15 protein-coding genes are annotated in these 15,491 nt (G+C 50.4%); 11 read left to right on the top strand and 4 right to left on the bottom strand.

Annotated elements, in window-relative coordinates; translation table 11 throughout:
* Window positions 1-460: 460 nt before the first annotated feature.
* The 4 genes from ACY2VW_RS03200 to ACY2VW_RS03185 all read left to right on the top strand — a co-directional run bounded on the left by ACY2VW_RS03200 (window position 461) and on the right by ACY2VW_RS03185 (window position 3,791).
* Window positions 461-1,372: a GTP pyrophosphokinase gene (locus ACY2VW_RS03200; protein ID WP_461873294.1), complete on the top strand. Its 912-nt coding sequence runs from the start codon at window positions 461-463 to the stop codon at window positions 1,370-1,372.
* A 33-nt stretch (window positions 1,373-1,405) separates the two neighbouring features.
* Window positions 1,406-1,633 (top strand): hypothetical protein, encoded by a 228-nt coding sequence (locus ACY2VW_RS03195; RefSeq protein WP_055227506.1) that lies wholly within the window; start codon window positions 1,406-1,408, stop codon window positions 1,631-1,633.
* Window positions 1,630-2,184, top strand: a complete 555-nt coding sequence (locus tag ACY2VW_RS03190) for a hypothetical protein (protein WP_461876977.1) — start codon at window positions 1,630-1,632, stop codon at window positions 2,182-2,184. The genes ACY2VW_RS03195 and ACY2VW_RS03190 overlap by 4 nt, the downstream gene beginning before the upstream one ends.
* 182 nt (window positions 2,185-2,366) lie before the next feature.
* Entirely contained in the window at window positions 2,367-3,791 is a 1,425-nt protein-coding gene (locus ACY2VW_RS03185) for an alanine/glycine:cation symporter family protein (protein WP_461876976.1), read from the top strand.
* A gap of 19 nt (window positions 3,792-3,810) precedes the next feature.
* Here the strand turns inward: ACY2VW_RS03185 and ACY2VW_RS03180 are convergent, their stop codons facing one another.
* Window positions 3,811-4,704, bottom strand: coding sequence for a polysaccharide deacetylase family protein (locus tag ACY2VW_RS03180; RefSeq protein WP_461876975.1), 894 nt, complete (start codon window positions 4,702-4,704; stop codon window positions 3,811-3,813).
* A gap of 136 nt (window positions 4,705-4,840) precedes the next feature.
* On the opposite strand from ACY2VW_RS03180, the gene recQ reads away from it, so the two are divergent.
* The 3 genes from recQ (at window position 4,841) to ACY2VW_RS03165 (ending at window position 8,141) form a co-directional block, all read left to right on the top strand.
* Window positions 4,841-6,676 carry a DNA helicase RecQ gene (gene recQ, locus ACY2VW_RS03175; RefSeq protein ID WP_461876980.1) on the top strand — a complete coding sequence of 612 codons (1,836 nt, stop codon included), beginning with the start codon at window positions 4,841-4,843 and terminating at the stop codon, window positions 6,674-6,676.
* 107 nt (window positions 6,677-6,783) lie between these two features.
* Complete coding sequence (locus tag ACY2VW_RS03170) at window positions 6,784-7,665, top strand: hypothetical protein (RefSeq protein ID WP_461876974.1); 882 nt, start codon at window positions 6,784-6,786, stop codon at window positions 7,663-7,665.
* Between the two features lie 137 nt (window positions 7,666-7,802).
* Window positions 7,803-8,141 carry a cyclic-di-AMP receptor gene (locus ACY2VW_RS03165; protein WP_055227503.1) on the top strand — a complete coding sequence of 113 codons (339 nt, stop codon included), beginning with the start codon at window positions 7,803-7,805 and terminating at the stop codon, window positions 8,139-8,141.
* Window positions 8,142-8,145: 4 nt separating this feature from the next.
* On the opposite strand, the gene ACY2VW_RS03160 is transcribed toward ACY2VW_RS03165, so the two are convergent.
* The 3 genes from ACY2VW_RS03160 to ACY2VW_RS03150 all read right to left on the bottom strand — a co-directional run bounded on the left by ACY2VW_RS03160 (window position 8,146) and on the right by ACY2VW_RS03150 (window position 11,254).
* Window positions 8,146-8,913, bottom strand: coding sequence for a TIGR03915 family putative DNA repair protein (locus ACY2VW_RS03160; RefSeq protein WP_461876973.1), 768 nt, complete (start codon window positions 8,911-8,913; stop codon window positions 8,146-8,148).
* 99 nt (window positions 8,914-9,012) lie between these two features.
* Window positions 9,013-10,452, bottom strand: a complete 1,440-nt coding sequence (locus tag ACY2VW_RS03155; protein WP_461876972.1) for a putative DNA modification/repair radical SAM protein — start codon at window positions 10,450-10,452, stop codon at window positions 9,013-9,015.
* A gap of 322 nt (window positions 10,453-10,774) precedes the next feature.
* Entirely contained in the window at window positions 10,775-11,254 is a 480-nt protein-coding gene (locus tag ACY2VW_RS03150; RefSeq protein ID WP_022461923.1) for a COG2426 family protein, read from the bottom strand.
* 277 nt (window positions 11,255-11,531) lie between these two features.
* Here ACY2VW_RS03150 and hisH point away from each other — a divergent pair, with 277 nt between their 5' ends.
* The 4 genes from hisH to ACY2VW_RS03130 are packed head-to-tail and all read left to right on the top strand — an operon-like array spanning window position 11,532 to window position 15,248.
* Window positions 11,532-12,149, top strand: a complete 618-nt coding sequence (gene hisH / locus ACY2VW_RS03145) for an imidazole glycerol phosphate synthase subunit HisH (RefSeq protein WP_461876970.1) — start codon at window positions 11,532-11,534, stop codon at window positions 12,147-12,149.
* A 3-nt stretch (window positions 12,150-12,152) separates the two neighbouring features.
* Window positions 12,153-12,914: an imidazole glycerol phosphate synthase subunit HisF gene (hisF, locus tag ACY2VW_RS03140; protein WP_461873301.1), complete on the top strand. Its 762-nt coding sequence runs from the start codon at window positions 12,153-12,155 to the stop codon at window positions 12,912-12,914.
* 19 nt (window positions 12,915-12,933) lie between these two features.
* The gene (locus tag ACY2VW_RS03135) at window positions 12,934-13,626 is read left to right on the top strand and encodes a uracil-DNA glycosylase (protein WP_461873302.1); all 693 of its coding nucleotides are present in this window, start codon (window positions 12,934-12,936) and stop codon (window positions 13,624-13,626) included.
* Complete coding sequence (locus tag ACY2VW_RS03130; RefSeq protein ID WP_461873303.1) at window positions 13,623-15,248, top strand: putative polysaccharide biosynthesis protein; 1,626 nt, start codon at window positions 13,623-13,625, stop codon at window positions 15,246-15,248. Before ACY2VW_RS03135 ends, ACY2VW_RS03130 begins: the two co-directional genes overlap by 4 nt.
* Window positions 15,249-15,491 lie beyond the last annotated feature (243 nt).

Below are 15,491 nucleotides of genomic sequence, written 5' to 3'. Positions count from 1 at the left end.
AAGGTGTGTCTTTACCTTACTACTTAACATAGTTCCTATCTGCAACATGTCTTTCGACAGTAGCAGTCACTTAGGCTTGAGACCTATTGTTAAGCTATAGATAAGAGATTTCGTATGTCCACTTTTACCTATATTTATAAACATATTTTTATGTTTTTGGTTTCTTAACAATTAGTCCCTCTTAATGTAAGTGTAAACAGCAGACAATTCTGCCAAGTTACGATTATCTTACCATGGGGCAGGTGAAACATCAAGACAGCTTAAGGAAAGTTTAAGAAATTGGCAGAAAGATTAAAGTGGAAATGTGCATTCTTAAATAAATATTTTACTTGTGAAGCGGGGATGAATGTGCTATAATCTCTCCGGTGCGTCAGAACGCAGCGGGGCCGGGTTTCTCCGGGGTGCGTTCTGAAAAAAAGAAACCTGTACGTTGAATTGACAAAGAGAGCGAGGAATCTACGTGTATCTGACAAAGGACGAGTTTCTGCAGAAATTTGGAATTCTGCCGCAGGAATTTGAAGAGGCAGATATTTCCTGGGAAGAACTTCTGGAAATTGCGGATGATTATGAACGGCGCCGGCCGACGCTGGAAAAGATCCGAAAAGAATTTGTAGCAGAATTTCTGCAGGACAAGGAAAAAGAGATCGGACTGCAGTCATACCACAGCCGCCTGAAGGACACCGAACATCTGGTGGAAAAGCTGGTGCGCAAGCGTCTGGAAAATTATGCAAAATACCGGAAAATGGATGCGACAAACTACATGCGTTATGTGACAGACCTGATCGGAATCCGGGGACTTTTGCTGTATCGGGAGGACTGGGTAAACTTCCATAAATACATTACCCACTGGTTTAGAAACGATCCGGAAAAATACATCCGTGATTACGGCCGTGACTACGACCAGAATGCATCGGGCTATATGGCAGAGCCGCCGAAAGTCCATACGAGACTTGGTGATTACGCCGATATCTATGTGAACTGGATTCCCGAGGAGAATATTCTGGACCGGAAACATTACCGTGCGGTGCATTACATTGTCGTTTACCGCGGCGTCTATATTGAAATTCAGATCAAGACGCTGTTCGAGGAGGGCTGGGGAGAGATTGACCACAGCATTCTCTATCCGCGGCGCAAGGGAAACGCCATGCTGACCGAGTTTTCCGAGCTGCTGAACCGTCTGGCGGGTATGGGAGATGAGATGGGCTCGTTCTACCGCCGTCTCCAGGTTGTGCCGGATGAGAAGTTCCAGAGCAAGGAAACGATCGTGCGCAAGCGTGAATTAAAACCGCAGGTCAAGGCAGCAGTGGAAAAACGTGACCTGAACGAAATTCATACGATGGATGATGCCGTCTGGAGCATACTGAAAGAATAAAACTGCTTTTCAGACATGGGAAAGGATAAGAAAATGGATGGAAGAAACACGGGCCGCATGGGCTTCTCTCATGCAGCAGAGGACTCTGCGGAGAATATGATGGCGGCAGTCAAAGCCGGAAAAATCCGAAAACATCTGATGGGAAACACCTCGCCGATCCGCTACGGAACAATGGAAAAGCGCGAGATGACCGAATATACTGACTTTGTCCGGACGAAACTCTGCTATGAAATCCTGAATCTGCCCGGGGAGGAAAAATGAATACAATAGAAAAAATATACACAAACTACGACGGACTTCTGGAAGAATTTTCCGAAGAAGTAATCCAGAGCCGTTACGCTGTTTTTTACGAAGAAATCGAGGAATTTGCCAAGAGTCTCGGCATCCGCGAGAAAATCCAGATCAGCGAGTCGCTGTTGAGCCATGCAGTGCTGGACTATTTCACGGATATTTCCCGCCTGAAACATTTTCATCAGGCAAAGCATATCAATTCATTGAAAGTGATCTCCTATGAGACCTACTGGCTGCTGCGGAGAAAACCGATCCAGATCCTGGTGGAGGATGAGACATCGGATGCGATGGCATTTCTGAACGAAAAGTTCGTCTTTTCCCGGATTACCAAATATCTGATGGGCGACGGAAAACGGGTGATTTTAAGTCCGGAGACGAAAAAAGGCTTTCTGAATTATCTCGATTCGCTGTTTTATTACCTGAAATACCGCAATTACGATGCGGAAATGCTCGAGATGATGCTGATGGGCTTCAAAGCGGGTGTTCTCGTGGCGGATGATTTAAAGGAGCAGGAGTCCTGAAAAACGGGCGGAAGCGGAATACAACAAAATAAGATGAAGATCGAAAGAACCGGACGGGCCGTAAGGCTGCTGTCGGGTTCTTTTTTTGTGCGGTGCTGCATAAAGTGCAAAGACAGAAAACCGTTTCAAAAGGGAAGGACGGGACACGCTTTCTTTGCGAGTTTTGTACAGGGGGAATGGATATGGCCACGCTTGCAAAAATCAATGATTTTCTAAAAGCAGCGAATGCAGCTGCCTGGGGACTGCCGCTCCTTTTTCTGCTGCTTGGAACAGGCATTTTTCTGATGATCCAGCTTCGCGCGCTGCCCCTTCGACGGCTGCTTTTTGCCCTTCGTGCGGCGTTCGGACAGGATGCGAGACGCACCGGAGAGAAAACGGAAGCGGGAGTTTCGCCGTTCGCATCGCTGATGACGGAACTTGCGGCGGAGATCGGGACAGGCAATATCGTGGGGGTTGCTTCTGCAATGGCGCTGGGAGGACCGGGGGCACTGGTATGGATGATGCTTGCAGCGGTTGTGGGACTTGCCCTGAAATTTTCTGAGAGTTTTCTCTCGGTGCAGTACCGGATGCAAAGAAAAGACGGAACATACTGCGGCGGTCCGATGGTGACGCTGACCAGAGCATTTCCGGGGGAGCGGCTGGCGAAGATGCTGGCTGTGTTTTTTGCCGGAAGCGCCGTGCTGGTATCTCTCGGAATGGGCAATATGACGCAGGCAAACTCGATTGCGCTGGCGATGCAGGATACGTTTGGCGTGGCAAGAGAAAAAAGCGCGTTGGTGCTGACGATTCTTCTGCTGCTCGTGGTGACAGGCGGACTGCGTTCCATTGCAAAAGCGGCGGAGGTGCTGGTACCGGGAATGGCACTCTTTTATCTGGGCGGGGCAGGAATGGTAATCGGCCTGCACGCCGGAGAGCTTCCGCGGACACTGGTTGCGATGATACAGGACGCGTTTTCTTTCCGGGCGGCATCGGGAGGAGCGGTGGGTGCGGGAATTTCCCTGCTGCCGCCGGCCTTGCGGTATGGAATTTCCCGCGGTGTGTTTTCGAATGAAGCAGGGCTTGGAGCAGGCGGAATCAGTGCTGCGGCGGCGCAGACCGACGATCCCGTGCGGCAGGGGTACATCAGCATGACAGGTGTGTTCGTGGATACCATGGTGATCTGTCTTGTGACCGGCCTTGTCATCGGAGTGACCGGGGCGGCAGAACGGATACCGGAGGCGGAAAAAGCGGATGGCGCGGCGATGGTAATCCGTGCTTTTGCGAGTGTGTTCGGACCGGCGGGAGGTTCTGTTGTTGCGGTCGGGATTCTGCTGTTCGCATTTGCAACGATGGCCGGCTGGGCATACCAGGGGGAGCAGGCGTTTCTCTGGCTGGTGAAAAAGGATAGCTTCGGAATGGTTTACCGTGTTTTCTTCTGCTTTGCAGCGTTTGCCGGGTGCGTCTGCATGGCGGAAACGGTCTGGAATTTTGCGGAGCTTGCCAATGCCTGCATGGCGGTGCCGAACCTGATCTGTGTGCTGCGGCTCTGGAAGGAAGTAAAAGACGAGGCGTTCCGGTTTGAAAGCAGGATAAAAAAGGCGGAACAAAAGAAAGACAGAAATACATGAGAAACCGTATTTCCGGCCATCAGGCAGATTTCGAGGTAAGCTGATCGAGAGAGCCGAAAGAATATCCCATTTCTTCCCACTTCGTCAGCAGCTCATCGAGAATCTCCGCGTTAGTGGATGAGGTATTATGAAGCAGGACGATGGCACCGGGATGAATGCGTCCGGTCAACTTTTTGAAAGCCTCCTCGTGGGTCGGCTGCTGATCCTGGTACCAGTCTACATAGGCAAGACTCCAGAAAAAGGTCTGATAGCCGAGATCTTTTGCCATCTGCAGATTCTGCGTGCTGTATTTTCCCTGAGGAGGCCGGTAAAATTTCACCATTTCCTGGCCGGTGGTCTCCTGGTAAAGAGCGGAAACACGGTTCAGCTCTTCGGAGAAGGCTTCCTGCGTGGAAATTTTGGACATATCCGGGTGCGACCAGGTGTGGTTTCCGACGATATGGCCTTCTGCCGCCATGCGTTTGACAAGATCCGGCTGGTCGGAGAGAAAATTGCCGACGACAAAAAACGCCGCGGGTGCCTGATGCTTCTGGAGTGCGTCAAGGATTGCCGGGGTGTTGCCGTTTTCGTAGCCGCAGTCAAACGTCAGATAAATGATGTTTTCTTCCGGTGAAGCGGCAAACCAGGCATTGTAGGCGGCAAGCTCTTCGGATGTAGCGTTGCCGACGGGAGTCTTCCCTTTTTCAGGGAAGGAGAGGCCCCAGTTTTCGGCAGCGGAGGAGAGAACGGGCAGCGAAACGGAAGAAACAGGTGTCTCCGGAGCAGCAGAGAGAAAAACTGGGGCTGCCTTTCGGAGCGCACGGCAGGTAAAGTGGGACAGAACAGAGCCAAAAAGGAAAGCGGAGCAGAAAAAAGCGGCGGCGATACCGGCTTTTTTCAGGATCCGGCGGGAAAGGGGTGAAAGAGAACGCATAAAATTCCCCTCCAGGACTTTTTGAGACAATATATGTATGGGTGAAAGAAAACATGCGGCACACATCTGTTTGACTTTACCTGCAATCTATGTCACAATGGCGGTAGAGTGGATGGAAAGGGCAGAGAAAAACAAGATGACAAAATATGAGATTTTAAAAAAGTATTTCGGTTACGACTCCTTCCGGGAGGGACAGGAAATGCTGGTGGATGCACTTCTTTCCGGGCAGGATGTGCTCGGCATCATGCCGACCGGCGCGGGAAAATCGCTGTGCTATCAGATTCCGGCGCTTCTGCTGCCGGGGATTACGCTGGTAGTATCTCCTTTGATTTCCCTGATGAAGGATCAGGTATCCACCCTGAACCAGGCGGGAGTTCACGCTGCATTTCTGAACAGCTCGTTGAGTGCAGCGCAGTACCGGAAAGCACTTGGATTCGCCATGGAGGGCAGATACAAGATTATCTATGTCGCTCCGGAGCGTCTTCTGACACCGGAGTTTCTGTATGCGGTGCAGTCGATGGAGATTTCGATGATCAGTGTGGATGAGGCACACTGTATCTCCCAGTGGGGACAGGATTTCCGCCCAAGTTACCTGAAAATCACGGAGTTTGTAGATCAGCTTCCCACGCGTCCGGTGATCGGAGCTTTTACGGCAACGGCAACAAAAGAGGTGCGGGACGATATCGAGGCACTGCTGTCGCTGCGTGCCCCGGTACGTCTGGTAACTGGTTTTGACCGGAAGAATCTGAAATTTACGGTACAGCAGCCGAAAGACAAATTTGCGGCGGTAGAGTCCTTTCTTGCGGAGCATGAGGCGGACTGCGGCATTATTTACTGTCTGACCAGAAAAAATGTGGAGGAGGTCTGTGAAAAGCTCGAACAGAAAGGGTATTCTGTCACAAGATATCACGCGGGCCTTTCCGATCTGGAACGGAAAGAAAACCAGGAAGACTTTATTTACGACCGGAAGCAGATCATGGTAGCGACGAACGCCTTCGGAATGGGAATCGATAAATCGAATGTGCGGTACGTCATCCATTATAATATGCCGAAAAACATGGAAAGCTATTATCAGGAGGCCGGACGAGCAGGCAGGGACGGTCTTCCGGCGGAATGTATTCTGCTGTATGCCGGACAGGATGTAATCACAAACCAGTTCTTTATCGAAAATATGGCACAGGAGAGTGAAGATCCCGAGATGACGGCATTGATCCGCCAGAGGGAAGAGGAACGCCTGAAAAAAATGACGTTCTACTGCTTCACGCACGAGTGTCTGAGAGACTATATCCTGCGGTATTTCGGAGAATACGGTTCCAACTACTGCGGAAACTGTTCCAACTGCCTCTCGGAATTTGAGACAGTGGATGTAACAGCGGCGGCAAAAGCAATTCTGGGCTGTGTGCGGGAATGCCGCCAGCGTTATGGCACGACGGTGATTCTCGATACGCTGCATGGCGCAAACACCGCGAAAATCCGTCAGTACCATATGGATGAAAATTCCCATTACGGGGAGCTGTCAAAAGAGCCGGTTTATCGTCTGCGCCAGATCTTAAACGAGCTGCAGGTGCGGGAATATCTCTATGTAACAGCCGATACCTACAGTATTGTGCGTCTTCTGCCCAGAGCATCGGAGCTGCTGGATAAGGACGGCACGATGCTGATGAAGATGGCGAAAGAAGAAAAGCGGATGCCGAAGGCAGCAAAAGAGAAGACAAAGACAAGAACTTCAGCGGCGGCAAAGGATCTTTCCAACGATGAGGCCTCGGTATTCGAAAAACTGCGGGCACTCCGGATGGAGCTTGCAAAGGAGCATAAAGTGCCGCCGTATATTATCTTCTCGGATAAAACACTGATCCAGATGGCGATGGAGAAACCGTCCAACAAAGAGGAAATGCTGGCGGTCTCCGGTGTCGGCGAGAGCAAATTTGAAAAGTACGGGGAAACGTTTCTTGCATGTCTTGCAGAAAGATAAAGCAAGTCGTGTAAAAAAAACGGGAAAACAACAGGAAAACAACAGGAAAACAACAGGAAAACAACAGGAAAACAACAGGAAAACAACAGGAAAGGAAGACTATGCTTATGAAAAAAGAAAACGCAGTTATTTTTGGAGTGACCGGTGTTGTATTTGCCGCCGCGCTGATTGGAGGCGGAATCTATATGAAAACGGAACGGGACCGAAATCTGAATGCAGATACAGCAAGTGCCGCAGCGGACAGCAACAGGGCTGAAGAAGTACAGAAAGCCGTATTTCTTGCAGAAGATTCCGGGTTATGGTACCTGGGAGATCTGGAACACGGAAACATCTATGTGACACATACACCGTCCGACACACTTTACGATGAAAATGGAAATGCCATTGATCCGTCCGAGATCAAAAAAGGAGATTTTCTTCAGGTGGAGGGCGACGGTATTATGCTGAACTCCTATCCGGGACAATATCCGGGCATCAGCCGTATTATGAGAATCAGCGGCGGTACGGAGGCGGATGCAGAAAAATTCGATGAGGAACTTTCCCAGATTCTGCCGGAAAAGGATCCATCGGAAATTCCGTTTCTGAATCTGTGCTACACACAGCCAGATGCCCAGATGACAGCTATGGCAACACAGGGAGGTTATACCTGGTCTTATGTTGATGAGGACGGCAATGGTCAGAACGTCGTTGCGGACAGTGCGTTCATTCTGGAATGGACGGAACTGAATGATCTGAATACAGCAAATGACGAAGGAAAAACCGATCTGGAGCTTATCTTCTCGGAAGAGCCGGATTCTGTCACAGCAGAAAGATGGCCGGCCGAAGACCGGGGGCAGGACTTTGGCAATGGTTACCCGGAGGGAGAAAGCGTTTCTGTGGAGCATGCGGAGAGCTGGAGCATTCCGGGAGCCGAGGCCGGCTACATCTACGAAGTGGACGCGGTATTCGAAAATGGAACCGTGTCATACGGATTTGAAGTGAAAAAGTAAAAAAAGACTTTCTTTTTCTGTGACATTATGCTATTTTTACTGTGAAAACAGAAAAATGCAATGTGCCATACGGCATAAGCAGCTGACTTTTCAAAAATCAGAATCCGTTTGACCGGAGGATGCGAGGAGGAATTTGTATGAAGTTAATTGTTGCTGTATTACGGAAAGAGGACGAGGCAGACACCATTGCCGAGTTGAACAAAAAAGGCTTTTTTGTGACGGAGCTTGCCACGACCGGCGGTTTCCTGAAAGAGAAGAACACAACACTGCTGATCGGAACCGATGATCATAAGCTCGATGCTGTGCTTGCGATCTTAAAACAGGAAGCAGGGCTTCGGAAAACAGTTACCTATGCGGCCACCCCGATGGAAAGCGGAAACTTCTGCCCGGGCGGAAATTACTCTGTTCCGATCGATACCCAGACAGGAGGCTGTACTGTGTTTGTGCTGAACATGGAACAGCTGGAAAAATTCTAGGACTCTAAAGGTTTTTAAATTCCGGCATATGATTCCGGTAGTGGAGCGGCAGATGCGTGCGCTGACAGTCGGGATTGGAACGCTCTTTGATGGCAATTGCAGTGAAAAATCCTTTCCAGAGTTCTTCGTAAGGATCGGAAGTGGATTCCGTGAGGGAAAGGCGTTCTATTTCATCCGGAGAAAGACGGGTCAGATAAAAGGGACGGTCAGCGGGATGCACGACGGCAAGCTGCCGGGTATCATCGAGAATCATCCAGTTTTCTGAGGGGAGCCGGTCAGAAAAATGGGGAGCGACCAGGGTCAGCACATTGGCTTTCGGGGAAATATGCGAGACCAGGATCGGAAAACCGGAGGAAATATTTGCAAAACGGATAAATTCCCGGAACGAATGCGCTTCATTTGTGACCTGACGGGAAACTTCAAAAGCGTGGAATACCGCCGGTTCCTGCAGCATATGCAGGGTATCCTTTCCATAGGAAAAGCCGTAGAGCAGAAAACGATAAATGATGTCGGGAGCGTCGCTTCTCTCGGACATTGCACAGAGATAGACGAGCCGCCAGGCTGCTGCGCCGATCTTCTTTTGAATGGATCGCGTGACGCTGGCGGCCTTTTCTGCGTCCGGTTCAACATGGCAGTAATCGCAGAACAGCTCCAGATTGCCGACTGGTTCCGTCATCAGCCGCACATTGCGGTAGCCGAGACGGGAATTCCAGGCTTCATAGATGCAGGTCAGGATCGACGCAAGATCCGGGCTGCAGGTGTAAACAGTCATAATAAAATCCTTTCTGAAATCAATTGATACAGACAACAGCCTTCTGCAAAAAAGCGCAGATACAGCAAAAAGGCTTTTCCATGAGAAGAACGCCCGGGATTATATATGCCCAGGTACGGCAGCGTCAAACAGAGAAAGCTGCTGATACTGTTCCGGATGGGAAACCTCCCAGTTGGAGACGGCTTCTTCTCCCGTGAGCTGCCGGGTCAGAAACTGCTGTTCCAGCCGCAAGTGATACATCATTTTTCCCTCACAGGTGATAAAATATTTGGCGCGCTTCAGCACCACACCGATCTTTTTCAGGTGCTCAAACGAAAGATGGGAGCTTCTGCGGCTCTTTACAATCCGCATGGCCGATTTCGGTCCGATGCCGGGAACACGCAGAAGGTCGGCATACTCAGCCGTGTTGATCTCCACCGGGAACAGCTCCATATGGCGCAGCGCCCAGTCGCATTTCGGGTCGAGCTGTGCATGAAAGTTCGGGTGGGCTTCATCGAGCAGTTCATCTGCCTGAAAACCGTAGAAGCGGAGCAGCCAGTCCGCCTGATAGAGGCGGTGTTCCCGAAGAAGCGGCGGCTTGGTCTCCCGTGAGGGCAGGGCGGAATCTTCGTTGACCGGAATGTAGGCGGAGTAAAAGACGCGCTTCAGGTCATACTGTTGGTAGAGGAGCTGTGAGGTGGAGAGAAGCTGGTAATCGTTTTCCTTTGTCGCACCGATGATCATCTGCGTGCTCTGGCCGGCAGGAACGAAGGGAGCAGAGCGTTCCTTTTCCGGCAGTGACCGCGCGGAGGAGGAAGAGATCCAGCCCGGATCGGCAGCGGAGGCGGAAATCTGCTTTCGTGTATCGAAAATGGATTGGGAGAGATAGCGGTTTCCCGAGGAACGCTCCAAAAAAGCGCTTTTCCCTGCGGTCAGCCGGTAATCCACAATGCCGGACTGGATCTGGCGCATGGGTTTTAAAATCGCTTTCTGTGTCTTCTGCGGGGCCAGTTTCTGCAGCCCTTCTCCCGTTGGAAGTTCCAGATTGACGCTCATGCGGTCGGCGAGATAGCCGGTCTTTTCGATCAGCTCGGCGGGTGCGCCGGGGATAGCTTTGACGTGGATGTAGCCGTTGAAGCGGTAACGATTACGTAAAAGATGCAGGGTGCGGTACATGAGTTCCATCGTATAGGCGGGATTTTTGCAGACGGCGGAACTTAAAAAGAGTCCCTCAATATAGTTTCGGCGGTAAAATTCCGTGACGAGTGTACAGACCTCCTCCGGTGTAAACGTGGCGTGCTGCCGGTCATTCCCGGCGCGGTTGACGCAGTATTTACAGTCGTAGATACAGTCGTTGCTCTGCAGAATTTTCAACAGAGAGATACAGCGTCCGTCGGAAGAAAAGCTGTGGCAGATACCGCAGGAGACCGAATTGCCGAGATGTCCCTGTTTTCCGGCACGGTTCACACCGCTGGAAGTGCACGCAACGTCGTATTTGGCCGCGTCAGCGAGAAGATTCAGCTTCTCGGAGAGAGAAAGTGTTTGTGATGATAACTGCATGGCAGAAAAATTCCTTTCTATGTTCCAATGAATACGAATAAAAGTAAAACAATAAGATAACAGGTATTTTACGAAAAGAACAACTGTTCGATAAAAGAAGTGTAACATAAATCGAACGAATGTTCAAGAGGAAAAATGAAAATAGTACACGAAAATACTGGAAGAAAAGAAGCAGAATTCGATCCGGCAAAACGTGAACAGGAAACAGCAGAGAAAATTTCTGTTAGAAAAAAGTTATACAAAAACAGCCGCACAGATCGGAAAAACAAATCTGTGCGGCTGTAAGCCAAATTTTATGGAATTGAAACGGAAGCAGAGCCGTTTACGCCAGAAGCGCCCCAATTGCCCCGAATACGCCGGAGCTTGCAAGCAGCATGATGACGCTTGCGAGGAGAACACCGCCCATGACGGCGAGAACGCTGGTCTTAAAGTCCATATCGAGGATACTTGCGGCCAGTGTGCCGGTCCATGCGCCGGTTCCCGGGAGCGGGATGCCGACGAAGAGCAGCAGGGCGAGCGGAAGTCCGCGGCCGGCTTTTGCTTTCAGTTTTTCCCCGCCCTTTTCGCCTTTTTCCAGACACCAGGTGAAGAACTTTCCGATATACTTTTTATCACATCCCCAGACAAGAACCTTTCGAGCGAACAGGAAAATAATCGGAACCGGAAGCATATTTCCGATGACGGCGATCAGATAGGCCGGAAGCGTCGGAATATGGAAAGCCACCGCGTACGGAATCGCACCACGCAGCTCGATGAGCGGAACCATGGAAATCAAAAATACAATCAGATATTTGGTAATCATATACACCTCTCGTTTTTTACAAAATGTTATCGTTTCTTAGTGCAACGCTCTTATTGTAGCGTGATGCCCGCCATTTGTCCAGTATAAAAAGAAAGAAAAGAGCGGGAGTAAAAGAAATCTTAAGAATTTCTGTATTTTTGTATAATTTTATAACCTTCAAAATTTGAATTTTAGAAAACTGTATGTTAGAATGAAGTGTACTGTTTGCAAAAGAACAGCAGAGATGCCCCCAATGACAGGGGCATGGATTGAAATAACAAACGAGGAGGACCCACCTATGATTGCACTGATCGACTATGATGCCGGAAATATAAAAAGCGTGGAAAAAGCCTTTCAAAGCCTTGGAAAAGAGGTCGTACTGACCAGGGATCCAGAAGTATTAAAGCGCGCAGATCACGTCGTCCTGCCGGGTGTCGGCAGCTTTGGGGATGCGATGGAAAATCTGAACCGCTATCATCTGGTACCGGTCATTCATGAAATCGTAGAAAAAGGGACTCCGTTTCTTGGGATCTGTCTCGGACTGCAGATCCTGTTTGAACGCAGCGAGGAGAGCCCGGGCGTTGCAGGCCTTGGCCTGTTAAAAGGAGAAATCCTTCGGATTCCGGACAAAGAGGGCTTAAAGATTCCGCACATGGGCTGGAACTCCATCCATCTGCAGAATGAGGGACGCTTATTCAAGGGCATCCCGCAGGAATCCTACGTCTACTTTGTCCACTCCTATTATCTGAAAGCAGAAGAGGAGGAAATTGTAAAAGCAACGACAGAGTACAGTACACACATCCATGCGTCCGTGGAAAAAGGAAATCTGTTCGCCTGCCAGTTCCACCCGGAAAAGAGTTCAGATCTTGGACTTGCCATTCTGAAAAACTTTGCGGAAATTGGAGAGGAGGACTAAGCGATGTTTACAAAACGAATTATCCCATGCCTGGATGTAAAAAACGGAAGAGTCGTAAAAGGCGTTAATTTCGTCGATTTAAAAGATGCCGGAGATCCGGTGGAGATTGCAAAAGCGTACGACAAGGCAGGAGCCGATGAAGTTGTGTTCCTCGATATCACCGCCTCCTCCGATCAGAGAGGAACGGTCGTTGATATGGTGCGCAAAGTAGCAGCAAACGTATTCATCCCATTCACCGTCGGCGGCGGAATCCGTACCGTAGACGATTTCAAGATGCTGCTCCGCGAGGGAGCCGACAAAATTTCGATCAACTCCTCCGCAATCAACAATCCGCAGCTAATTGGCGATGCGGCGCAGAAATTCGGCAGCCAGTGCGTGGTCGTTGCGATTGATGCGAAGAAGAGAGCGGACGGAAGCGGCTGGAATATCTACAAAAACGGCGGCCGGATCGATGTCGGCATCGACGCCGTTGAGTGGGCGAAAAAAGCCGAGCGCCTCGGAGCCGGAGAAATTCTGCTCACCAGCATGGACTGCGACGGAACAAAGGCGGGATACGATATCGAGCTGACAAGAACGATCGCAGAGAGCGTCGGCATCCCGGTCATCGCATCCGGCGGCGCAGGAACGCTGGAGCATTTTTATGATGCCTTAACCGAAGGAAAAGCCGATGCAGCGCTTGCCGCATCCCTGTTCCACTACAAAGAACTGGAAATTCGTGAAGTCAAAGAATATCTGGCAGGCCGCGATGTGCCGGTCCGCCTGTAAAAGGAAGGGAGAAAACGATATGCCGCCTCTTAGCGGAAGCTGGGCCAATGCCCTGAAAGGAGAATTCTCCAAAGATTATTATAAAAAACTGTTTCAGACGGTGGGAGCGGAGTACAAAACCCACACGATTTACCCGCCGGCTGATGATATTTTCAATGCGTTCCACTTTACCCCGCTTGAGCAGGTAAAAGTGGTCATCTTAGGCCAGGACCCGTACCACGAGCCGGGACAGGCACACGGACTCTGCTTTTCTGTAAAACCGGAAGTAGACATTCCGCCGTCCCTGGTCAATATTTATAAGGAACTCGAAGACGATCTGGGATGCTACATCCCAAATAACGGATATCTCGAAAAATGGGCACGCCAGGGTGTTCTGATGCTGAACACCGTGCTGACTGTGCGTGCGCATCAGGCAAACTCCCACAAAGAAATCGGCTGGGAGCAGTTCACCGACGCGGCAATCAAAGTGCTCGCCGAGCAGGACCGCCCGATGGTATTTATACTCTGGGGAAGACCGGCACAGCGCAAAAAAGAGATGATCCACAACCCAAAGCATCTGGTGCTGATGTCCGCTCATCCGAGTCCGCTCTCTGCGTACCGTGGATTTTTCGGCAGCCATCCGTTTTCCAGAACAAACGAATATCTGGAAGAAAACGGTCTTGCGCCGATTGACTGGCAGATCGAAAATGTAATACGGGGAGCAAAAGAATGAGTAAAAAGAAAAATACGTTATTGAGAAATACTTCTATTTTAATGGCGGCAACGATTATTTCACGTGTGATCGGCCTTTTATACCGGTCACCGCTCGGCGAAACCATTGGAAATGAAGGACTTGGCTATTACAGTACAGCGAGCAATCTGTACACGATCCTGCTGCTGATCTCGTCCTACAGTATTCCGATGGCGGTGTCAAAAATCGTATCCGAACGTCTGGCATTAAAAGAGTACCGGAATGCACATCGCGTGTTCCGCGGTGCCCTTCTTTATGCCGTAATCGTAGGTGGAGTCGCTGCACTGGTGGCATTCTTTGGAGGAAAATTCCTTTTGCCGTATAACCAGCAGAATGCACTCCTTGCCCTGCGCGTACTGGCACCGACCATCTTTTTCTCGGCAATCCTCGGTGTTCTGCGCGGCTATTTCCAGGCCCACAGCACGATGATGCCGACCTCAATTTCACAGATCATCGAGCAGGTATTCAACGCCGCATTCAGTATCGGTGCTGCCTGGTTCTTCATTCAGCAGTTTGCAACAAACGATACCGAACATGCCAAATTCGGTGCCGCCGGAGGAACCCTCGGAACAGGAGCCGGTGTGCTGGCAGGCCTCTGTTTCATGCTGATCGTTTACGGCGTAAATCGGAAAACCATTCTGCGGAAAGTAGAAAAGGACACGCGCCACCGAGAAGAATCCTACCGCGAAATTTTTCAGGTCCTTTTCCTGATGGTAACACCGGTCATCTTTACGACCTTTATTTACAACTGCAACGCTTACCTGGACAACTACCTGTTCTTCACCATCCTCGGATGGCACGGGGAAAACCAGAAAGCACTGAACGCTGCATACGGAGAGTTCTCCAACTACTACGTCACCCTGATCAACGTTCCGCTTGCCATGGCAAGTGCATCTGCATCCGCCATGATGCCGGAGGTGTCCTCCTGCTATGCAACCGGTGACCTTGATGAGGCAAACGACAAAATCCTCGAGACCATCCGCCTGACGATGTTCATCTCCATCCCGGCAGCCGTCGGCCTTGGCGTACTCGCATTCCCGATCACAGGAGTCCTGTTCCCGTCAAGCTCCAGCCTTTCCGGAAAACTGCTGATGATGGGCGCCGTTTCAGTCGTATTCTCGGCCCTCTCCACCATCACCAACAGTGTCCTGCAGTCCATCGGCCAGCAGAAAAAAGCCCTGCATAACGCAGCCATTTCCCTCGGAATGGACCTCATCGTCCTGGCTCTGATCCTCGCAGTCTTCCCGAAGACAAACATCTATGCCGTTGTCTTCGCCGGAATCCTGTTCTCCTTAAGCATGTGCGTATTGAATAACCTTTCGATCCGCAAACACCTGAACTTCCGCAACGAGTTCAAAAACACCTACGTAAAACCATTGATCGCAGCCGCCATCATGGGAGTCGTAACCTGGGTTGTTTACTACGGCCTCTTTGCCATCACCAAACGCCCGTCCATCAGCATGCTGATCGCGATTCTGATCGCCATTGTCGTCTACCTGATCGCCTTCGTTGTCGTAACCGGCACAACCGAAGCCGAAATGCGCCGCATGCCAATGGGAACCAAACTGGTAAAAGTCCTGCGTATCCTGCGGATCTACCGCTAATTAAAAAGAAAAATAAAATAATTGCCAAAACAAATAACTTTCCAATTTTCCACTCTGTCAATGTCAGCCCCGCCGAGCCTTGTGTGCGTGCTGGAGGCATTGCCGGATGCAGGAGGAAACAGGAGGGCAAAAAAGGAGCGGAAAAGTGGACTGACTTCCGGCTCACAAAGCCGGAAGTCAAGCGGCACTGAGACTGGAAATTATCAAATTTCCGGTCGAATTGCCGCGGTGTCCATTTTTCCG

It is taken from the genome of Fusicatenibacter sp., assembly GCF_977045365.1.
Note: the sequence above shows the minus strand (reverse complement) of the source record. Positions and strands in the feature narration are given on the sequence as shown.